The sequence below is a fragment of the Pigmentiphaga sp. H8 genome (assembly GCF_003854895.1).
Lineage (GTDB): Bacteria > Pseudomonadota > Gammaproteobacteria > Burkholderiales > Burkholderiaceae_B > Pigmentiphaga.
Map to the genome: position 1 here is coordinate 3,528,864 of NZ_CP033966.1, position 20,809 is coordinate 3,549,672.

19 protein-coding genes are annotated in these 20,809 nt (G+C 68.6%); 6 read left to right on the forward strand and 13 right to left on the reverse strand.

Annotated elements, in window-relative coordinates:
- Nucleotides 1-26: 26 nt before the first annotated feature.
- Nucleotides 27-1,184, reverse strand: coding sequence for a hypothetical protein (locus EGT29_RS16695; RefSeq protein ID WP_124690037.1), 1,158 nt, complete (start codon nucleotides 1,182-1,184; stop codon nucleotides 27-29).
- Nucleotides 1,185-1,341: 157 nt separating this feature from the next.
- Between EGT29_RS16695 and EGT29_RS16700 the strand changes: the two genes are divergently transcribed.
- Together EGT29_RS16700 and EGT29_RS16705 are read left to right on the forward strand one after the other, a co-directional pair.
- A complete protein-coding gene (locus tag EGT29_RS16700; RefSeq protein ID WP_124690038.1) occupies nucleotides 1,342-2,058 on the forward strand; it encodes a GntR family transcriptional regulator in 717 nt (238 codons plus the stop codon).
- Nucleotides 2,059-2,118: 60 nt separating this feature from the next.
- On the forward strand, nucleotides 2,119-2,388 hold the full coding sequence (locus EGT29_RS16705; protein ID WP_124690039.1) for an oxidative damage protection protein: 270 nt from the start codon (nucleotides 2,119-2,121) through the stop codon (nucleotides 2,386-2,388).
- Nucleotides 2,389-2,738: 350 nt separating this feature from the next.
- On the opposite strand, the gene phoU is transcribed toward EGT29_RS16705, so the two are convergent.
- The gene (phoU, locus tag EGT29_RS16710; protein ID WP_124690040.1) at nucleotides 2,739-3,440 is read right to left on the reverse strand and encodes a phosphate signaling complex protein PhoU; all 702 of its coding nucleotides are present in this window, start codon (nucleotides 3,438-3,440) and stop codon (nucleotides 2,739-2,741) included.
- Between the two features lie 130 nt (nucleotides 3,441-3,570).
- Nucleotides 3,571-4,257, reverse strand: coding sequence for a ribose-5-phosphate isomerase RpiA (rpiA, locus tag EGT29_RS16715; protein WP_124690041.1), 687 nt, complete (start codon nucleotides 4,255-4,257; stop codon nucleotides 3,571-3,573).
- Between the two features lie 117 nt (nucleotides 4,258-4,374).
- Between rpiA and gltS the strand changes: the two genes are divergently transcribed.
- Nucleotides 4,375-5,589, forward strand: coding sequence for a sodium/glutamate symporter (gene gltS, locus EGT29_RS16720; RefSeq protein WP_238160027.1), 1,215 nt, complete (start codon nucleotides 4,375-4,377; stop codon nucleotides 5,587-5,589).
- A 14-nt stretch (nucleotides 5,590-5,603) separates the two neighbouring features.
- A complete protein-coding gene (locus tag EGT29_RS16725) occupies nucleotides 5,604-7,082 on the forward strand; it encodes a TAXI family TRAP transporter solute-binding subunit (RefSeq protein ID WP_124690042.1) in 1,479 nt (492 codons plus the stop codon).
- A gap of 7 nt (nucleotides 7,083-7,089) precedes the next feature.
- On the opposite strand, the gene EGT29_RS16730 is transcribed toward EGT29_RS16725, so the two are convergent.
- From EGT29_RS16730 to EGT29_RS16770, 9 genes are all read right to left on the reverse strand, one after another.
- Complete coding sequence (locus EGT29_RS16730; protein ID WP_124690043.1) at nucleotides 7,090-8,754, reverse strand: isovaleryl-CoA dehydrogenase; 1,665 nt, start codon at nucleotides 8,752-8,754, stop codon at nucleotides 7,090-7,092.
- A gap of 67 nt (nucleotides 8,755-8,821) precedes the next feature.
- Nucleotides 8,822-9,793, reverse strand: a complete 972-nt coding sequence (locus EGT29_RS16735) for an AraC family transcriptional regulator N-terminal domain-containing protein (RefSeq protein ID WP_370282411.1) — start codon at nucleotides 9,791-9,793, stop codon at nucleotides 8,822-8,824.
- 37 nt (nucleotides 9,794-9,830) lie between these two features.
- Complete coding sequence (locus tag EGT29_RS16740; protein ID WP_124690045.1) at nucleotides 9,831-12,077, reverse strand: xanthine dehydrogenase family protein molybdopterin-binding subunit; 2,247 nt, start codon at nucleotides 12,075-12,077, stop codon at nucleotides 9,831-9,833.
- A 13-nt stretch (nucleotides 12,078-12,090) separates the two neighbouring features.
- Nucleotides 12,091-12,552: a (2Fe-2S)-binding protein gene (locus tag EGT29_RS16745; protein ID WP_124690046.1), complete on the reverse strand. Its 462-nt coding sequence runs from the start codon at nucleotides 12,550-12,552 to the stop codon at nucleotides 12,091-12,093.
- Nucleotides 12,553-12,688: 136 nt separating this feature from the next.
- Nucleotides 12,689-13,093 (reverse strand): VOC family protein, encoded by a 405-nt coding sequence (locus tag EGT29_RS16750; RefSeq protein ID WP_124690047.1) that lies wholly within the window; start codon nucleotides 13,091-13,093, stop codon nucleotides 12,689-12,691.
- Nucleotides 13,094-13,129: 36 nt separating this feature from the next.
- A complete protein-coding gene (locus tag EGT29_RS16755) occupies nucleotides 13,130-13,459 on the reverse strand; it encodes a helix-turn-helix transcriptional regulator (RefSeq protein ID WP_124690048.1) in 330 nt (109 codons plus the stop codon).
- The gene (locus tag EGT29_RS16760) at nucleotides 13,443-13,961 is read right to left on the reverse strand and encodes an SRPBCC family protein (RefSeq protein WP_124690049.1); all 519 of its coding nucleotides are present in this window, start codon (nucleotides 13,959-13,961) and stop codon (nucleotides 13,443-13,445) included. Before EGT29_RS16760 ends, EGT29_RS16755 begins: the two co-directional genes overlap by 17 nt.
- Before the next feature lie 107 nt (nucleotides 13,962-14,068).
- Nucleotides 14,069-15,610, reverse strand: coding sequence for an acetolactate synthase large subunit (locus EGT29_RS16765; protein WP_124690050.1), 1,542 nt, complete (start codon nucleotides 15,608-15,610; stop codon nucleotides 14,069-14,071).
- Nucleotides 15,611-15,733: 123 nt separating this feature from the next.
- Nucleotides 15,734-16,357: a Crp/Fnr family transcriptional regulator gene (locus tag EGT29_RS16770; RefSeq protein ID WP_161567846.1), complete on the reverse strand. Its 624-nt coding sequence runs from the start codon at nucleotides 16,355-16,357 to the stop codon at nucleotides 15,734-15,736.
- Nucleotides 16,358-16,620: 263 nt separating this feature from the next.
- Between EGT29_RS16770 and EGT29_RS16775 the strand changes: the two genes are divergently transcribed.
- Both EGT29_RS16775 and EGT29_RS16780 read left to right on the forward strand, forming a co-directional pair.
- Nucleotides 16,621-18,354: a thiamine pyrophosphate-binding protein gene (locus EGT29_RS16775; RefSeq protein ID WP_238160028.1), complete on the forward strand. Its 1,734-nt coding sequence runs from the start codon at nucleotides 16,621-16,623 to the stop codon at nucleotides 18,352-18,354.
- Nucleotides 18,351-19,787, forward strand: coding sequence for an NAD-dependent succinate-semialdehyde dehydrogenase (locus tag EGT29_RS16780; RefSeq protein WP_124690053.1), 1,437 nt, complete (start codon nucleotides 18,351-18,353; stop codon nucleotides 19,785-19,787). The genes EGT29_RS16775 and EGT29_RS16780 overlap by 4 nt, the downstream gene beginning before the upstream one ends.
- 19 nt (nucleotides 19,788-19,806) lie before the next feature.
- Here the strand turns inward: EGT29_RS16780 and EGT29_RS16785 are convergent, their stop codons facing one another.
- The gene (locus EGT29_RS16785; protein WP_124690054.1) at nucleotides 19,807-20,790 is read right to left on the reverse strand and encodes a tripartite tricarboxylate transporter substrate binding protein; all 984 of its coding nucleotides are present in this window, start codon (nucleotides 20,788-20,790) and stop codon (nucleotides 19,807-19,809) included.
- Nucleotides 20,791-20,809 lie beyond the last annotated feature (19 nt).

Below are 20,809 nucleotides of genomic sequence, written 5' to 3' on the forward strand. Positions count from 1 at the left end.
CTGTTGTGTTTTCGGATCTGGCCCGGTCAATCCACGCCGGCCTCGAGCAACTCGACCGGATCACCGTAGCGGGCGGCGATCCCCACAACCTCGGGATCGCGCAGCGCACACAGGAAGCCCTGGTCGATCAGGGTGTTGGGCCCCGCCGTGACGGTGGCGTCCAGGCAGACCAGGTCCATGTGCACGGGCGGCTCTTCCCAGTCGGGCAGCACGCGCCGGATGTAGTCGCTCGGCTTGGCCAGGTCGATGCCGAAATGCAGCGCGCCCGGCGCGTTCGAACCGGCGGGATAAATCGTGTGGCGCGGCGCCTTCGGATTGAAGCCGCAGCCGCCGCCCTCGATCATCCGGCCGCCCACCAGCATGTCGCGCAGGATGTCCGCTTCCTTGGAACCGCCTTCGACCGCGCTGACGTACTCGCCCTCGAAACGCACGGCGATGCGTTCCTCGAAGGGCCGGGCGAAGCCCACGGCCCACTGCGGATAGATCACGCCCGACATCGGCGTCTTGACGGCATGGTCGTTGCGCACCGACGTCCGGTCCCACAGGTTGGGGCCATGGGTGGGCAGGTAGTGCACGTAGCAGCCGGGCTCCTCGGCCGTCGTCACGCCGCGCCAGCGGTTCGACGACAGCATCGTGTCGCGCGTTTCCGGCGTGAAGCCGATGCGGAAATCGGTCCCGCGCGCATCGGTGAAATGCAGGTCGAAGTCCTGGCCTTGGGGATAGCGGCCAGCCGTGGCCCGGCACAGCGCCCCGACGATCTCGCTCGGGAAACGCGCCTGGGGCGTATGCAGCAGGTCGAGATTGCGGAAATAGGTGATCTTCACCCAGCGCTGCCCCTTCTTGCGCATCGCGATGCAGAACGGATCCTCGATCGAACAGAACCACGTGGACACGACGAAGTCCGCCTGCTCCAGCAAACCTTTCACTGGTTCCGGCACCTCGGTCACGCGCGAGTCGGGCTCGGTATAGACGCGCACCTGCGCGCCACGCGCCTTGGCCAGCCCCACCACCGCATCGACCACACGGGTGTCGAGCAACTGGTCGGTCAACATCAGCACGCGTTCGCCCGGACGGATGGCGAACACCTTGGCGAAATTGTCCAGCGCCTGGAAGAAATGCTTGGTCTGTACGACCGAGTCGGCCAGCGCAGGCGGCAGGCCCACGAAGGCGGAAGATGGAATCATGGCTTCCTCTTACTTAGAGCTATAATTAAATTGCGTGCAAATTATTGGATAAAACGATTTTTTCTTCAATATAAATCTAATTTTGCATGCAAATAATCGTTTGTCGGGCATAGCGGTTACTATCCTCCGACACAGGACACCCATGCTCTACCGGTAGATGGCCACACAAATACACACGGTCGCAGGCGAACTGCGCCGACGCATCATGTCCGGCGCCTACCCACCCGGCGAACGGCTGGTCGAACTGCAGCTCGCGGCGGACCTGGGCGTCTCGCGCACGCCTATCCGCCTCGCGTTCGAGGAACTGGTCAAGGAAGGCCTGCTGGAGCGGCTGCCTACCCGGGGTTTCCGGGTCAAGGCCGTGGACCTGGACGACCTCGCCAACGCCCTGGACGTGCGCGGCACGCTGGAAGGCATGGCGGCACGGCTGGTGGCCGAACAAGGCGCGCCTGCGGAAGTGGCGCAAGCGCTACGCGACTGCGTGGAAGAAGGCTGGAACCTGCTGGAGGACGCGGCCGCCGACGGCTATCGCGTGGAAACGCCCCGTTGGTCCGCCATGAACGAGAAATTCCACGCGGTGCTGATCCAGGCCGCCGGCAACCCGCCGCTGGCCAGCGCGCTGGCGCACGTCTCGCAGATCCCGCTGGTGGGCGCGGCCGTGCTGGGCCTGGGCCTGGACGACACCATGCCGCAGCCCGAATACGCCTACATCCATCGCGCCCAGCAGGACCACGACGACATCGTCGCGGCCATCGAACTGGGCGAAGGCGCGCGCGCCGAAGGCCTGATGCGCGAACACGTGCGCCGCAGCCGCGACAACAAGCGCCGCATCTACCAGCTCCGCATCGACGCCCTGCGCCGCGCGGCCAGGTAAGGACACGGCGCGGCCGCTACAATAGAGCCCATTGCAAACTATCGCGGAACAGGTGGTCACATGGCTCGCATGATCTATTGCGTCAAGCTCAAGAAAGAAGCCGAAGGTCTGGACTTCCCCCCCTACCCGGGCGAACTCGGCACCAAGATCTGGCAAAGCATTTCCAAAGAGGCCTGGCAAGAGTGGGTCCAGACCCAGACCCGCCTCGTCAACGAAAACCGCCTGAACCTGGCCGACGCCCGCGCCCGCAAGTACCTGCAACAGCAAATGCAGCGTTATTTGTTCGAAGACGGCAACGTGGAAGCCCAGGGCTACGTCCCGCCGAATTAAGCCCCCCCGTACTAAGCCCCCCCTACGCGCTTCGCGCGCCCCCCAGGGGGCGATGCGGGTGGACCGGCGGAGCCGGATCCACCGCATCCTGGGGTAACAACGGGCTGGCGGGGACTGGCGATACTGCCTGGCAGCCGCTTGGATTCAAAAAAACGGCCTTGCATAGGATGCAAGGCCGCTCTTGTATTCGTGATCGGTTCAGGCCCAGGGCGCAGCGGATCCGGCTTTGCCGGTCCGCCAGCGCCGCCCCTTGAGGGGCGCGGCCATGGCCGCGTGGGGTGGGCTTCCCTTCCGGTCCACCCGCATCGCCCCCTGGGGGGCGCCCGAAGGGCGTAGGGGGGTCTACCCCACTACCCCGCAGCAGCTTCCCGTTCGACGTTGTCCACGCCCGTGTGGCGCACGTCGCGGCCCTTGACCATGTAGACCACGAGTTCGCACATGTTCTTGGCGTGGTCGCCGATGCGTTCGAGCGCCTTGGCGATGAACAGCAGCTCGATCGAACGCGAGATCTTGCGCGGGTCTTCGATCATGTAGGTGATCAGCTGGCGGATCACCCCTTGCCACTCCGAGTCCACCGACTTGTCCTGGCGGACGACCTGGGCCGCGGCCTGCGCGTCCAGGCGGGCGAAGGCGTCCAGGGCCTTGCGCAGCATCGTGACCACGGTATTGGCCATGTGCCAGAGCTCGACGGCGGGCATGTTGACGCGGCCGGCCTCGTGGATGAGCTTGGCCATGCGGGCGATCTTCTCGGCCTCGTCGCCGGCGCGCTCCATGTCGGTGATCATCTTGATCACCGTGATGATCATGCGCAGGTCGCCGGCGGTGGGCTGGCGGCGGGCCAGGATGTGGCTGCACGCCTCGTCCAGGTCCACCTCGAAGCGGTTGACCTCGGTATCGCGCACGATCACGCGCTCCAGCGCGGCAAGATCGCCGTTGGCCAAGCCGTCGATGGCGCCGGTGATCTGGGACTCGACCAGGCCTCCCATCTGCAGGAAGCGCGACCGGACCTCCTCGAGTTCGGCGTCGTATTGTTTGTGGGTATGTTCAGTCATGCCGGCTCCCAGCGGAAGAACAATGGGCCTGGCCGTTTGTGCCCCGGCCGCATGGGCAATGCATCGCGCAGTATATGAACGTCATGTGACAGGAATATGTCTTGGCGGTCCGCCGCGCGACGAATGTAGGCTAGGCGTGGCGCGGCTTGTCGAGCCGGCGCACGCCGGACTGCGTGGCCAGCAGGGCCACGTCCGCGCCGCGCAGCGCGAACAGGCCGCAGGTCACCACGCCGGCAAGGTCGTTGATCACCTTTTCCAGGCCCTGGGCCTCGGCGATCCGCATGCCGTGCACGTCCAGGATGACATTGCCGTTGTCGGTGACGAAACCTTCCCGCAACCTGGGCTGTCCACCCAAGAGGCGCAGCGCGCGGGCCACCGCCTCGCGGGCCATGGGGATCACCTCGACCGGCAGCGGGAAGGCGCCCAGTTGCTCGACCAGCTTGGACTCGTCGGCGATGCAGATGAAGCGCTCGGCCACCGAGGCGACGATCTTCTCGCGGGTCAGTGCGCCGCCGCCGCCCTTGATCATGTGCAGGTGGTCGTCGATCTCGTCCGCGCCGTCGACGTAGATGGGCATGAAAGCCACGTCGTTCAGGTCGAACACCGGCAGCCCGTGGCCGGCCAGGCGCGCCGCGCTGCGCTCGGAACTGGCGACCGTGCCGCGGATGCGCCCCTTGTAGGCGGCCAGTCCGTCGATGAACAGGTCGGCCGTCGACCCCGTGCCGACTCCGATGACTACGTCGGGCGCCGCCACGTCGGCGACGAAGGCAAGCGCCGCGTCGGCCGCCTGCTGTTTCAGTTCCTGTTGAGAAAGCATAATAGGTGGTGCAAAGACGGTGCTAAGGGTTGCCAGCAGACACTTTAGCACTTGGACGCGCGAACGCCACCGGCGTTCCGGCCGACGCGTGGGCACGCGCGCACTGAAGGGGCATTCATGCTGATAGAAATAGACATCATCACCACACTCCTGGTCGCCATCGTGGTGCTGCTGATCGGACGCTGGCTGATCGGCCGGATACCGCCGCTGCAGCGGTACAACATTCCCGAACCGGTGGTGGGCGGGATGCTGGCGGCGATCGTCATCACGATCGCCAAGGTCGCCGCCGGCACCGAGCTGTCGTTCGACATGGCGCTGCAGACGCCCTTCATGCTGGCTTTCTTCGCCACCGTGGGCCTGAGCGCCGACGTCAGGACGCTGGTACGCGGCGGCCGGGGCGTGATCCTGTTCCTGGTCGCCATCGCCATCATGCTCATGCTCCAGAACGCCATCGGCCTGGCGGGCGCCTTCAGCATGGACCTGCATCCCCTGAACGGGCTGCTGGCCGGATCGGTCACGATGCTGGGCGGCCACGGCACCGGCGCGGCCTATGCCACCCAGTTCTCCGACGTCGACAACCTGCAGGGCGCCATGGAACTGGCCATGGCCTGCGCGACCTTCGGCCTGGTGCTGGGCGGCATCATCGGCGGCCCCGTCGCCCAGCGCCTGATCACGCGCCATGGCCTGACGCCGGGCGACGGCGCCTCGGCGCCATCCGGCCAGGCCAGCGCCGACGCGCCGCCCGAAGCGTCCCGTCCGCTGACCATTCCGCTCTTTCTCGAAACCCTGCTGCTGATCGTGGCCTGCGTGGTGGCCGGCGGTACGCTGGGGGAACTGATGAAAGGCAAGGTGCTGACCCTGCCGCCCTTCGTCTGGACACTGTTCACCGGCGTCGTGCTGCGCAACGTGCTGGGCCTGGCGCGCATCCGCGAAGTCGACGACGGCGCCGTGCAACTGTTCGGCGGCGTCGCGCTGTCGCTGTTCCTGACCATGGCGCTGATCTCGCTGCGGCTGTGGGAACTGGTGTCGCTGGCGCTGCCCATCCTGGCGATCCTGGCGGTACAGACCGCTTTCGTCGCGGCCTACACCAGCCTGGTCACCTTCCGCATCATGGGTGGCAACTACGACGCCGCGGTGCTGGCCGCGGGTGCCTGCGGCATCGGCCTGGGCGCCACGCCCACCGCCATCGCCAACATGCAGGCGGTCACCAACAAGTACGGCCCCTCCCCCCAGGCCTTCCTGATACTGCCCATCGTCGGCGCGTTCCTGATCGACATCACCAACGCGCTGGTCATTCAGGGTTATCTCAGCCTGCCTCTTTTCGGCTTTTGACAGCGAGCGCAACCATGATCCGACGATTGCTTCTCCTCGTCCTGGCCGCGGTGCTGCTGTCCGGTTGCAGCCGCGGACCCGACCAGTCCCAGGTCCAGGCCGCCGTGGAGCACCGCCTGCAGGCGGTCTTCGCCAAGCCGGTGCTGAATGTGGAATCCCTGCGGCGCCTGGGCAGCGGCCCGCTGGCCGACGCCCCCGACGGCGCGGCCCGCCGCATCGTCTATTTCAACGGCCGCTTCCGCCTGGCCCGCGACTATGCCTTCAGCGACTGGCAGTCGCTCAATCCGGCCGCGCTGGCCACGCTGCTCGGCGCCACCGAACGCGGCGTGGAAGGCATCGCGCGCGACGGCAACCGCGCCGGCGACCTCCTGCAGGTCCGCGGCTCGGTCACCTTCCGCGAAGGTCCCGACGGATGGCAGGCGGTGGACTTCGTGCCGCCGCCACAGGCCACGGCCAGCCAGGCCGCAGCCGGCTCGCCGGCCCGGACGACCATCGAGCGCATCCAGAACCTGTTCAATACCCTGCCCCCCAACAGCCCGCGCGCCCGTGCCATCATCACCGAGGAACTCGCCGCGGCCGACCGGCAGATCACGCGCCGCCTGGACCGGCTGCGCCGCGCCTTCGTGGTGGCGGGCGGACCGGAAGCCGGCGAGTACGATCTGGTCGCCCGTACCATCGCCGCGCGCCTGACGGCACAGGGCTTCAGCGCCAGCGGCTCGTCCACCCAGGGCAGTATCGAGAACCTCCAGTTGCTCCAACGGGGCGCGGCCAACATCGCGCTCGCGCAGGGCGACATCGCCAGACAGGCCTACCTGGGCCAGGGCGCCTTCGGCGGCACGGCCCACAACCCCGACTTGCGCGCCATCGCGAGCCTGTACCCGGAAGCCTTCCACATCGCGGTGCTGGCCGACGGTCCGGTTCAGTCCATCGCGGACCTGCGCGGCCGCCGGCTCGACGCCGGCCTGGCCGCGTCCGGCACCCGCGCCTCGACGCTGCAGGTGCTGGCGGCGCACGGACTCCCGGCCGGCAGCGTGGAACTGGTCTCCAGTACCAACTTCGACCAGGCGGTACGGGCCCTGCTCGACAAGCAGGTCGACGCAATCGCCAGCGTGATCCACGCCCCGGCGCGCCAACTGCAGCGCCTGGCCGCCGACCATCGCCTGCGCATCCTGCCGCTGTCGCCACCGGCCATCGCACAACTCGCGCGGGACGATCCCGCCTTCGTGCGCCTCGTGCTCGCCCCCGGCACCTATCCGGGCCAGGGCGCGCCCATCGCGACGGTGGGCGTCACCGCGCTGCTGGTCACGGGCACCGACACGCCCGCGGACGAAGTGCGCGGCGTGCTGCAGGCGGTGTTCGAACAGGCCGATTTCGTGGCGGCGGGCAGCCCGGCCGGCGGACAGATCACGCGCGCGACGGCTCGCGAAGGCGTGACCATCCCCATGCACGACGCCGCCGAGCGTTATTTCAAGGCTGAACCGGCGCCGCGTTAGATCGGAGTCAATCCCCCGGCGGCCATGCCCGCGCCAGCAGTTCCGCGCACACCGCGTCGCCGTGGCCGGTGTCGCTGTCACCGTACAGCCAGCTGGCCTGCGCCAGCCGGGCCGCCACGAACGCGTCCCCCACCAGCCCCCCCGGCGCGTCCACCAGCAGCGCCGCCTGCATCAGCCCGGCCAGCAGGCCGGCGATGCGGCGCGCCTTGAACTCGGCCTCGCCGTTGCCCGCGCACAAGTCCATCCAGGTCTGCCAGGCCGAGCGGAACTCCGGGCTGCCGCTGCCGCGCTCGCGCAGGTGCTCGCCCAGCGCTTCGAACGCCTGGGGATCGCGCCGGATCGCGCGCAGCACGTCCAGGCACATGACGTTGCCCGATCCTTCCCAGATCGCGTTGACGGGCGCTTCGCGGTAGAGCCGGGGCATCGGGCCGTCTTCGACGTAGCCATTGCCGCCGCATGCCTCCATGCATTCGGCGATGGCCGACACGGCCCGCTTGCAGACCCAGTACTTGGCCGCCGGCGTGACGATGCGCCGTATGGCCCGCTCCAGCGGCGCATCGGACTCGAAGGCGCGCGCCAGCCGCAGGCCCAGCGCGGTCGCGGCCTCGCTTTCCAGCGCAAGATCGGCCAGGACATGGCGCATCAGGGGCTGCTCGCGCAGCGGCCGGCCGAACGCCTGGCGCCGCGAGCAGAAGTGCAGCGCCTGGACCGTGGCCTGCCGCAGCAGCGCGGCGCTGCCCAGCACGCAGTCCAGCCGCGTGTAGGTGGCCATCTCCACGATGGTGGCAACGCCCCGCCCCGGCTCGCCCAGCATGGCGCCCCAGGCGCCATGGAACTCGACCTCGGCGCTGGCGTTGCTGCGATTGCCCAGCTTGTCCTTCAGGCGCTGGATACGGACGCCGTTGCGGCGGCCGTCGGGCGCGTAGCGCGGCACGAAGAAGCACGACAGGCCTTCATCGGCCTGGGCCAGCACCAGGTGGGCATCGGACTGGGGCACCGAATAGAACCACTTGTGGCCCTCGAGCAGATAGCCCCGCCCCCGGCCCGGCGCCCCGCACGGCACGGCCCGGGTCGTGTTGGCCCGCACGTCCGAGCCGCCCTGCTTCTCGGTCATGCCCATGCCTATCAGCACGCCGCGCTTGCCGGCCACCGGCGCATCCGAGGCATCGTAGTGGCGCGCATGGAGACGCGGCAGCCAGTCGCGGGCGAAATCGATGTCACCGGCCGGCTCGCGCGCCAGCACGGGAATCGCGCCGAAGGTCATGGTGGCCGGGCACAGCGTGCCGGCCTCGACCTGGCCCTGCATGAGGTAGCCCGCCGCCCGCGCGACCATGGCGCCCGGCGCGGGCGCCGCCCATGGCCCGGAATGCAGTCCGCGCGCGACGATGCCCGTCATCAGGACATGCCAGGCGGGATGGAAGCGCACCTCGTCGATGCGCCGCCCGACCGGATCCAGGGGCACGAAGCGCGGCGGGTGCTCGTTGGCGTCGCGGCCCGCGTCCATGGCCTCGCGGCTGCCCAGCCAGCGTCCCTGCTCGCGCAGGGAGACCTCGGCATGGCCGGCCCCTTCGCGCCGGACCGCTTCCCGCAGCGCGGGATCGGTGTCGTACAGGTTGTAGCCGGTGCACGGCTCCACCACGTTGAACGCGTCGTCCCGGTCGCTGTCCGTCATGATCGCTCCCCCGCCGTCGCGGCGGCATCGTCGCCATGCGTCGAGTGTAGCGCCGAGCGCCAGCGGGTCAGGCCGCCGCGGTCTCCGCCGGATCGCCGTTGCGCAGCCTGGCCACGTCGCGCAAGGGCGGCGAACCGAACAGGCGGCTGTATTCGCGGCTGAACTGCGACGCGCTTTCGTAGCCGACCCGGCGCGCCGCGCTGCCGGCATCCAGCAGCTCGGACAGCATCAGCGTGCGCGCCTCGCGCAGCCGCAGCTGCTTCTGGAACTGCAGCGGGCTCATGGCCGTGACGGCCTTGAAATGGTGGTGCAGCGAGGACGGGCTCATGTTGACCGCCTGGGCGAGCGCCTCGATGCGCAGCGGTACGGTGTAGTTTTCCTTGATCCAGGCGATGGCGCGGGCGACCTGGCTGGAAGCCCCGGCCGACAGGGCCGCCTGGCGCAGCCGCCGGCCCAGTTCGCCGGTCAGCACCCGGTACAGGATCTCGCGCTCGGCCAGCGGCCCCAGCACCGCCAGGTGCTCGGGCGTGTCCAACAGGCGAACCAGGCGCAGCATGGGCTCGATCAGGGCCAGCGGGGTCGTGCCCACGGCCAGCCCGCGCATGCCCGGTGCCTCGGACGCCGGCGGCAGGCCGTGCTCGCCTACCAGTTCGCCCAGGCGCTGCGGGTCGATGTCCAGCGCCACGCACAGGTAGGGCTCTGCCTGCGACGCGCAGGTGATGCGGGCCTGCACCGGCAGGTCGAACGAGGACAGCAGGAAGTGACGTTCGTCGTACTCGTAGACGGCCTCGCCCAGCTCGACGCGCTTGGCACCCTGCGCGGCGATCGTCAGCGAAGGCCGGTAGAAGCCGCAGTTGGATTCAGAGGGACCGGAGAAGCGCACGAACGACAGCCCCGGGTAGGTGCTGGGGTGTGCCCCGTCGACCGGGGCGTGCCGCGCGATGCGGCCGGCCAGCTCGCGCCGCGCGGCGGCCAACTGACCGGGTTCCTCGTCGCGTGGGACGCTATCGGCGGGAAAGGCCGGCTGGGACATGGTCATCGTGGAAAGCGCAGGACAAGCGACGATATTGCCATGCTCAGACCGCCTTGCGCAAAGGCGTGCGGATCGGCAGGGTCCGCACGCGCTCGCCGGTCGCGGCGAAGATCGCGTTGGCCAGCGCCGGCGCCAGCGGCGGCACGCCGGGCTCGCCCACGCCGGTGGGATCGTCCTGGGACGGCACGATGTGCACCTCGACACGCGGCATCTCGTTGATGCGCAGCACGGGATAGTCGTGGAAGTTGCTCTGCACGACGGCGCCCTTGTCCAGCGTGATGGCGCCATGCAGCGCGGTCGACAGCGCGAAGCCTATGCCGCCCTCCATCTGCGCCTTGACCACGTCCGGATTGATCGCCAATCCGCACGCCACGGCGCAGACCACGCGGTCCACCTTCAGTCCGCCCTCGGCGTCCACGCTCACCTCGACCACCTGTGCCACCACGCTGTTGAAGGACTCGTGCACCGCCACGCCCCGGCCCCGGCGCACGCCGCTTTTCCCCGCCGCCAGCGGACGGTCCCATTGCGCGGCGCGCACCGCCGTCTCCAGCGCGGCCAGGTGGCGCGGATGGCCCTTGAGCAAGTCGCGCCGCAGCGCGACCGGATCGCGGCGCGCGGCATGCGCCGCCTCGTCCACCAGCGTCTCGGCTGTGAACGCGGTATGCGTGTGCCCGACCGACCGGTACCACTGCACGGGCACGCTCACGTCGTCGGGGGTATGCAGCTCCACGCTCAGGTTGGGGATGCCGTAGGGCAGGTCGGACAGGCCCTCGACCGAGGTGGCGTCGATACCGTTCTTGATCATGAATTCCTCGAACACGGAACCCTTGATCAGCGACTGTCCGACCACGCGCACCTGCCAGGCCTGCAGCCTGCCCCGCTCGTCCAGGGCGAGCCGGGCGCGGTGCAGGTAGGCGGGCCGATAGTATCCGCCGCGCATGTCGTCCTCGCGCGTCCAGACCATCTTGACCGGAACGTCGAACCCCGCCTTGCGGGCGCCCTGCGCGATGGCGACGGCCTCGACCACGTAGTCGGCATGCGGGCTGGCGCGCCGGCCGAAGCTGCCGCCTGCATACAGCTGATTGATCGTGACCCGCTCGGGCGCAATGCCGAGATAGTCGGCCACGGCTTTCTGGTCCATGGTCTGGAACTGCTCGCCGTTCCAGATCTCGCACCGGCCGTCGCCCAGTTGCACGACGCAGTTCAACGGCTCCATGCTGGCGTGGGCCAGGAACGGGAACTCGTAGTCCGCCTCGATCACCTTGGCGGCCTGGGCGAACGCGGCCTCGACATTGCCGCGCGCGGCGGCGGGCAGGCCAGGGCGCGCGGCGGCCTGGCGATACCGGGCCAAAAGTTCGTCGCTGCCCTCGGTATAGGCGCGGCGCTCGTCCCATTGCACCTTCAGGGCATCGCGCCCGGTGCGGGCGGCCCAGGTATTGCGCGCCAGCACGGCGACACCGGCCGAACGGTGCGCCGACCCCTCGAAGGGGATCGCGGCCACCACGCCGGGAACGGCCAGGGCGGCACTGGCGTCGTAGCCGGCCACGGTCGCGCCGAAGCGCGGCGCATGCGCCGCGATCGCGATCAGCATGCCGGGCAGCTTGACGTCCTGCGTGAACCGGGCGCGGCCGTGCACCTTGTCGGCCGAGTCCGCGCGCCGCAGCGACGCCTTGCCGATCAGGCCGAACTCCTTGGGCGATTTCAGCCGGGGCTTGGCAGGCACCGGCTGCGCCGCCGCGGCCCCGGCCAGTTCGCCGAATCCGGCTTTCCGGCCCGAGGCGGCATGGCGGACGACGCCTTCGCGCACGGTAATCGTGGCCGGGTCGACCTTCCAGGCCTGCGCCGCCGCGCCGACCAGCATGGCGCGCGCGGCGGCGCCCGCCTCGCGCATCTGCTTGAAGGAGTTGGCCATGGCCGTGCTGCCGCCGGTACCCTGTATGCCCATGGCCAGGTTCTTGTAGCGCGCGGTGTCGGCGGGCGCGCCTTCGACCCGCACCTGCGCCCAGTCCGCGTCCAGCTCGTCGGCCACCAGGGTCGCCAGGCCCGTATAGGCCCCCTGCCCCATCTCCACGTGCTTGGCATACACCGTGACCCGGCCTTGGGCATCGATGGACAGAAAGGCATTCGGCGCGAAGGCATCCGCCCCGTCCGCCGCCGGCGTCGCGGCCAGGGCGCCGGGCAGTTGCCAGCCCAGCACCAGCACGCCCGCGCCCTGCACGAAGCGGCGGCGGCTGACATTGACCAGCGAGGCTTGCTGGCGATCCGTCGTGTTGTCGAGGGTGAAGATCATGATGCCTTCCTCCTCAGGCCAGTGCCTGGGCGGCGCGATGGATGGCGGCCCGGATGCGGACATAGGTCGCGCAGCGGCACGCATTGCCGCTCATCGCCCCGTCGATGTCCTCGTCCGTGGGACGCGGGTTCGTGCGCAGCAGCGCGGCGGCCGACATGATCTGGCCCGACTGGCAGTAGCCGCATTGCACGACGTCCAGTTCCTGCCATGCGGCCTGCACGGCCCGGCCCACGGCGTCGTTCCCCACGCCTTCGATGGTCGTGACCGGCTTGCCTTCGACCGAGGAGACCGGCGTCACGCAGGCGCGCACCGGCGCGCCGTCCACATGCACCGTACAGGCGCCGCACAGCGCCATCCCGCATCCGTATTTCGTGCCGGTCAGGTTTGCCAGATCGCGCAGGGCCCATAGCAGTGGCATTTCGCCGGGCGCGTCCAGCGCAGTCTGTTTGCCATTGATCTCGAGCTGAATCGCCATTGCCACGTCCCCTGCGGAAAAGATGCCGGATCCCTATCCGGCCGTGACAGAGGTTACGTAAGGCGGCTACCTGGGGACAATACCGATTCCTGCCTGTGTTTTGCCTGATCCTGCAAACCACGGATCAGGCCCGGCGTCACGCGAGGTTGAGCTGCCACGATATGCCGAACCGGTCGGCCACCCATCCGAAGCGACGGCTGAAGCCGTAATTGCCCAGCGGCATCAGCTCCTGGCCGCCGTCGGCCAGCGCGGCATGAAGCCGGTCGATCTCCTCCTCCTGGTCGCACTCCACGAACAGCGACACCGACGGGGTGAAGTTGAAGGCATGGGGAGCCGAACTGTCGATCGCCATGAAGCGCCGGCCGTGCAGCGTGAACCATGCGGTGCGGACGGTGCCTTCGGGGTCGCTCTCGCCGGGACCGTAGCGGTCGATGCGGTCGATGGCCGAACCGGGGAACAGCGAGACGTAGAAGCCGATCGCTTCCTCGGCCCGGCCATGCCGCTCGCCCGAGAACATCAGGAAGGTGGCGATGTCTTTCATGGATGATGCTCCTGTCGTGTCTGGCCGGACGCCGCGTCACGGCGCCTCGACGAGTTTCCTCAAGCGCCCGATGGCGCGGTCCCACCCGGCCGAGACCGCGTCCAGGAAGGCTCTTGCCTCGTCCACGCGGCGTGGATCGAGGGTGTACAGCACCTCGCGGCCCTGGCGCTCGCGCACGACCAGGTCCGCCGCTTCCAGCACCTGGAGATGCTTGACGATGGCCTGCCGCGAGATGTCCCGGCCCTCGGCCAGCGCGGTGGCCGACAAGGCCCCGCCGGCCAGCAGGTGGGCGACCAGGGCCAGCCGGGTCGCGTCGCCCAGCGCGGCGAACACCCGCGCCAGCTCGTGCTCACGCCCCTTCGACATGGCGCCGGATGTTGTCGGCCTGGGCGGCCCATCCGCCGTCGTTCATCATGAAGGCGCGTTCGCGGCGGTGCGCCGGCACGCGCTCGAATCCCGACTCGGTGATGGTCAGCCGCGTGCCCTCGGGCACGGTCTCCAGCTGGAACTCGACCAGGGTCGTGGGCTCCTGCTCGGGATCGCACTCGGCATCGATGCCGAACGGCACCCAGCGAAAACTGAAAACGCGCGGCGCTTCCATGCGCTCGACGGTGCAGAACACCGCGTGGGGAAGCGGCTGGCGTATCGCGGCCGGCTGCAGGCCCAGCGAGGCCTGGTAGCGCGTGATCTCGTCCTGGTCGAACCCGCCCTCGAAGCTGCCGGTAATGGCGCGGCCGGGGGCAAAGGGCTGGTCCAGCTTGACGCCGAACCACTGCGCGAACTCCTGGATGTCGGTCAAGGCGCGCCACACGCGCTCGACCGGCGCGCGCAACACGACCTGCTTTTCGATGCGGTCGAGCGATGTCATGGCGGAACTCCTATTGCAACCGTTTGGTTGCAATATACAGGTCCATCCAGACGCGCAACGTTTCTGTTGCACACGCTTACGGAAACCGGCCTTCCGGCCAGGCGATGTCACACCATCAGTTCGATCAGGAACGGCGCCTGCCTGCCGAAGCTGCTCTTCATCAGGTCCGCGCAACGCTCCAGCGTGGTGGCCTGCGCCGCCTCGACGCCCATGCCATGGGCAAGCTTGACCCAATCGAGGGGCGGGTTGCCCAGGTCCAGCATGCTCATCGCCGTCTCGCCCGGCGTCGCGCCCACGCTCGCGTACTCGCCGATCAGGATGTTGTACTTGCGGTTGTTGAGAATGATCGTGGTAACGGGCAGCGCCTCGCGCGCCTGCGTCCACAGCGACTGCAGCGAGTACATGGCGGAACCGTCCGCCTGCAGATTGATCACTCTGCGCTGCTTGCCGGCGCCAAGCGCCGCGCCGGTGGCCACGGGCATTCCATCGCCGATGGCGCCGCCCGCCAGATGCAGCCAGTCGTGCGCGGGCGCGCCGTGCGTGAACGGGTAGAAGCCCCGGCCGTAGGAAATGCTCTCGTCGGACACGATGGCATGCTCGGGCATCGTCGCCGCGAGCGTGCGGGCCAGGCCTTCGGGCGTGGGCAGGCCGGTTCCCGGGCTCGGGCGGGGGCCGGGATCCGGCATGGCCGCCGCCGGCGCATCGAGCGCCTGCGCCAGCGCCCGAAGCGCCTCGACGGGATCCTGGTCCGGGCGGGACAAGACATGGAACCGGGTATCCGGGTGGTACTGGATCGAGGGCTTGCCGGGATAACCGAAGAATCCGACCGGCGGCTCGGCGCCCACCAGGATGATGTGCCTGTACCGATCGAGCGCCTGGATGGCGTGGTCCATGCCATAGGGCACCCGTTCGAGCGGCATGCGGCCGCGGCCGCGCGCCAGATGCGCGGTCACATAGCTGGCCATCACCGCCGCGCCCGTCGCATGGGCGACCCGCCAGGCAAAACCCTGCGCCTCGCTCAGCACGCCATGCCCCGCCAGCAGGATCAAGACGTCGCGGCGATCGCGCAGCAGGCGTGCCACCGCCTCGACCGCCTGGCCGTCGATGGCGGGGGGCAACGGCGGATCCATGGGTTCCCCGGGCACGCCCCCCTCTTGCCAGGACACGTCGGCGGGCAGGATCAGCGTGGCGATCTGCCCCGGGAAGGTGCGCGCCGCGCGCACAGCCTCCACCGCGTCCCGTCCGAGATCAGCGGTCCCGGCGCTGGTGCGCACCCAGGCCGAAACCGTCCGCGCCATGCCGGCGGTATCCGCGGTCAGCGGCGCATCGTAGGGGCGATGGTAGGTCGCCTGGTCACCCACGATGTTGACGATGCCGCTGCGCGCGCGGCGCGCGTTGTGCAGGTTGCCCATGCCGTTGGCCAGGCCGGGGCCGCAGTGCAACAGCGTGCAGGCGGGCTTGCGGGCCAGCCGGAAATAGCCATCGGCCATGCCGGTGACGATGTTCTCCTGCAAGCCGAGCACGCACTTCATTCCGGGGCTCTGGTCCAGCGCGGCGACGAAATGCATTTCGCTCGTCCCCGGATTGGCGAAGCAGGTATCCACCCCGGCGGCCAACAAGGTTTCCACCAGGCTCTTCGCGCCGTTCATCCGCAAACCTCCTTGTCCAGACATGTTTCAACGCTTATCGGCCGGCCATGTTGGCATTCGGCGCCGCGGAAGGCGACGGACATTGCGGAGCAAGTGTCTCCTTTGTTGCTTCAGCGCGTTTTTCTACAGCGAGGGCGGCAAGGACGGCTCCCCGGCCATTTTTTCCAGCTTCGCCCAATCCGTGATGGAGATCTTTCCATACCGGATTTCGACGATGCCTTCTTCGGCCATGGCACGCAGCACCCGGTTGACCACCTGCCTTCGCGTTCCCAGCATCGTGGCGATTTCGACCTGCGACAGGCTGACGTCCGCGGACTCGATGCCGCGCCGGGATCGGGCATGGATGGCCTTCAGCAATTGCGCGACCCGGGCATTCGTCGGGTGGGTGGCCGCGCTTTCGAAATGATCGAGCGCGCGCCGGTGCCGCTGGCCAAGCCCGGCAAACAGCGTGAACGACAGCTGCCCATCCTCGCACAGGATTTCACGCAGCAGGGGCGCCGGAATCCTGACCAGGATGCTCTTCTGCTTGCATATCGCCGTGTAGAAATAGGGCACCTGGGTCAGGACCGGCCCCAGGCCGTGGTAGTCCCCCGGCAGGTGCAGACCCGCCGTGAAGTTCCTGCCAGACGGCGTCCCGCGCACGAGATGCATGGACCCCGTTGCCAGGATGTACAGGAAGTGGGCGGTTTCCCCGGTCCTGATCAGACAGGTGTCCGCCTCGACCGTGCACAGGTCGGCTGCCGACACGAGGCGAGAAATCGTCTCCGCGGGCCATGTAGAGAAAAGCTCCGACTGGGATATCACCAGCCTGACCAACGTATTTTCCATAACCTCGGATTTCCTCGTGCTTGCCTACGACCACGGAAGAGGCCTTCTCCCGCCGGACACATAGCAACAAACAGGACAATCGCCGTGCTTTCCTCATTGTTGCGAGATACCGGGCTACCTACACTTTGCGCCGGCCTGCCACCCCTGGCCCAGAGCAATGCTATCAAGGACCCGCGATGAACATGACGGCACCTCCCCTTCCCGGCTCCGGACCGGCCACGGCGCGCACCGCCGGCGCCGTCCTGGCCGGCCAACTCGCGCTGCACGGCGTCAAGCACATTTTCTGCGTTCCCGGGGAAAGCTATCTCGCCGTGCTCGATGCGCTGCTCGACGTGCCCGTGGAAGTCACCGTCTGCCGCCAGGAGGGCGGTGCCGCGATGATGGCCGAGGCACAGGGCAAGCTGACGGGAACCCCCGGCATCTGCTTCGTGACGCGCGGCCCGGGCGCCACCAACGCCGCGGCCGGCATCCACGTCGCGAGCCAGGACTCGACGCCGATGATACTGTTCGTCGGCCAGATCGAGCGCGGCACCCGGGGCCGCGAGTGCTTCCAGGAACTGGACTACCAGGCCGTTTTCGGCACCATGGCCAAGTGGGTGGTCGAGATCGACGATGCCCGGCGCATTCCCGAATTGGTCTCGCGCGCGTTCCACGTGGCCACCTCCGGCCGTCCCGGTCCCGTGGTGGTGGCCTTGCCCGAGGACATGCTGGCGGAAACCGTCGACGTGCCGGATGCGCTTCCCTACCGGATCACCGAGACCCATCCGGCGCCGGATCAGATCGAGCAACTGCGGACACTGCTGGCGGGCGCGCGGCGCCCCCTGGCCATCCTGGGCGGCAGCCGCTGGTCCGCGGCCGACGTCGGGCGCTTCCAGGATTTCGCCCAGGCCTTCCAGTTACCGGTAGTCTGTTCGTTCCGGCGGCAGATGCTGTTTTCGCAGGCCCATCCCTGCTATGCGGGAGAACTCGGCTACGGTGCCAACCCCAGGCTGCTGGACAGGATCAGACAGGCCGATCTCGTCCTGCTGGTCGGGGGCAGATTGTCCGAAGTCCCGTCGCAGGGCTATTCGCTGCTGAATGTGCCGACCCCGGCGCAGACACTGGTGCACGTGCACGCGGACCCCGACGAACTTGGCCGGGTGTATCGGGCCCATCTGGCCATCAATGCGACTCCGCGAGGATTCTGCGAGAGCCTGGCGGCCCTCCAGGCCGCGCCCGGGCGCGAGGTGCGCGAATGGACGCGCGAGGCGGCAGCCGATGCGCTGCGCTGGCGCGACCTGTCCGACATCCAGGTTCCCGGAGCGGTCAAGATGCCCGCCGTCATGCGCGCCCTGCAGGCGGAACTGCCGCGGGACACCATCGTCTGCAATGGCGCCGGCAACTTCTGCACATGGGCCCAGCGATTCTGGCCGTTCGAGGCGTTCGGCACCCAGCTGGCGCCGACCTCCGGTTCCATGGGCTATGGGTTTCCCGCGGGCGTGGGCGCCAAGCGGCTGTACCCGCAGCGGACGGTACTGGTGCTGGCCGGCGACGGCGACTTCCTGATGACCGGCCAGGAATTCGCGACGGCCGTCCAGTACAGGCTCCCTCTGATCGTGCTCCTGGTCGACAACGGGATGTACGGAACGATCCGGGCGCATCAGGAACGCGGGTATCCGGGGCGCGTCTCCGCCACGACCTTGCAGAATCCGGACTTCGTCGCCTATGCCCGCGCATTCGGCGGGTACGCCGAGCGGCTGGCCACGGCCGAGGACTGCGGGCCCGCCCTGCGCCGGGCATTGGCCTCGGGCCTGCCCAGCCTGCTGCACTGCGTGATCGACCCCGAGGCCATCACGCCTTCTTCCACGTTGACCCAGCTGCGCACCCAGGCCCTGGAACGCCTGGAGAAGGCAGCGCGCGAGGCGGGACCGGCATGAACTATCCCGATACGCGGCTCTTCATCGCCAATCAGTGGCAGGATGCGGCCGACGGCCGTACCCTGCCGGTCGTCAACCCGGCCACCGGCACGGAAATCGGCCGCCTCAGCCACGCGGGGATCGCCGACCTCGACCGCGCGCTCCTTGCCGCGCGGCAGGGTTTCGACACCTGGCGGAACACGCCGGCAGCCGAGCGCGCCCGGCTCATGCGGCGAGCGGCGGCACTGCTGCGCGAGCGCGCGCCAGGCATCGCGGCCATCATCACCCGGGAACAGGGCAAGCCCCTGGCCGAAGCGAAGCACGAAACCTCGATGGCGGCCGAAATGATCGAGTGGTTCGCCGACGAAGCATTGCGGGTCTATGGACGCATCGTACCCTCGCGCGTGCCGGGGGCCCAGCAACTGGTGCTGAAGGTCCCGGCGGGCCCGGTCGCGGCGTTCACGCCCTGGAACTTCCCGATCAATCAGGCGACGCGCAAGATCGCGGCGGCGCTGGCCGCGGGCTGCTCGATCATTCTGAAGGCCGCCGAGGAAACCCCCGCGGCGGCGGCGGCCCTGTTCCAGGCCTTCGCCGACGCGGGGGTGCCGCCGGGCGTGATCGGCCTCGTCTACGGCAACCCCGCCCAGATTTCCGCCCACCTGATCGCCCACCCCGCGATCCGCCTGGTATCGTTCACCGGCTCCACCCCGGTGGGCAAGCAGCTGGCCGCGCTCGCCGGCCGGCATATGAAGCGGGTGACGATGGAACTCGGTGGCCATGCCCCCGTCATCGTGGCCGACGACGCCGACATCGACCTGGCGATACGGTCCGCCGGCGCCGCCAAGTTTCGCAACGCCGGCCAGGTCTGCATCGCCCCCACCCGCTTCCTCGTGCACGACAGCATACGCACGGACTTCGCGTCCGCACTGAGCGCCCATGCACGGAGCCTGCGGCTTGGCGACGGCCTCGCCTCGGACACCCAGATGGGACCGCTGGCCAATCCACGCCGGCTCGCGGCCATGGCGCAGCTCACCGAAGATGCGGTACGGCGCGGCGCCTCGATCGAGACCGGCGGCGAGCGGCTGGGCACGGCCGGCAACTTCTGGACACCCACCGTCCTGACTGGCGTGCCGCAGGATGCCAGACTGCTCAACGAGGAACCCTTCGGTCCGATTGCCACCATCCAGGGGTTCGCGACGCTGGAGGAAGCGATCGCCGAGGCGAACCGGCTGCCGTATGGACTGGCCGCCTATGCCTACACGCGCTCGCTGAAGCATGCACACCAGTTGACGCAACACGTCCAGGCCGGAATGCTGTGGATCAACCAGCCTGCCGCCGCCTGGCCGGAGCTGCCTTTCGGCGGAGTGAAGGACTCGGGCTACGGCTCGGACGGCGGCCCGGAGGCCCTGGAGGCCCATCTCGACACGCGGCTCGTATCCGTGATGAACGTATAGAGCCGCCCGGCCGGCCCGGCTACTGCAGTTCGATCCTGGCGTCCTGGATCACCTTGCGCCACCGGGCTATTTCGCTGGAGATCAGCTCGCGCGCCTGCGCCGTCGTGCCGCCCAGCACACGCGACCCATTGCTCTCGAGGCGCGCCCTGATCTCCGGATTGTTCAAGACGTTCTGCATCCCTTTGTTCAGGCGCTCCACCACCGCCTCGGGCGTCTTCGCGGGGGCCAGCAGCATCCCCCAGGACGCGACCTGGACCTTGGAATAGCCGAGTTCGGTGAACGTCGCCACATCCGGCAGCCTGGGAGAACGATGAGCGCCGTTTCCTATGGCCAATGCGCTCAGGCCGCCATCGGCGATCAGACCATACATCGGCTGCAGATACTCGAACGCGATATCTATGTCGCCGCTCTGCAAGGCGGTATTCAAGTTCGCCGCCGTCTTGAACGGGACGATGGTGTAGTCGAGTTTCGCGTTCGACTTGAACAGCTCGGCGGTCAGATGCTGCAGCGTCCCGATAAGCGATATGCCCACGGTGAACCGGTCGCCCTTGGCCTTCGCTTCGCGGACCACGTCCTGAACGTTCTTGAGCCGGGATTTGCTGCTGGCGAGCATCAACACATCGTTGCTCGTCATGGTCGAAATCGGCACGAAGCTCTTTTCGATATCGTAGGGAGGCGTGCGGAACAACGACTGGCTGATCGCCGTCCCGACGCCGATGTATATCACCGTGTAGCCATCGGGCGCCGCGGCGGCCACCTGCCTGATCGCCCCGATCCCGCCCGCGCCAGGACGATTCTCCACGACGACCTGCTGGCCGAGATCCTCGCCCAGCGCGTTCGCGACGATGCGGGCGATGCCGTCGGCGACGTTGCCCGCCGCGAACGGCACGACCAGGGTAATGGGCCTTGCCGGAAAGCTGCCTTCGGGTGCCGCCGCCATGGCGGGCAAGGCACAGGCCCCCGCCAACAACGCGCAGGCGTACTTCATCGCTTGGTGTCTCATTTTTCTCTCCTCCTTGGAG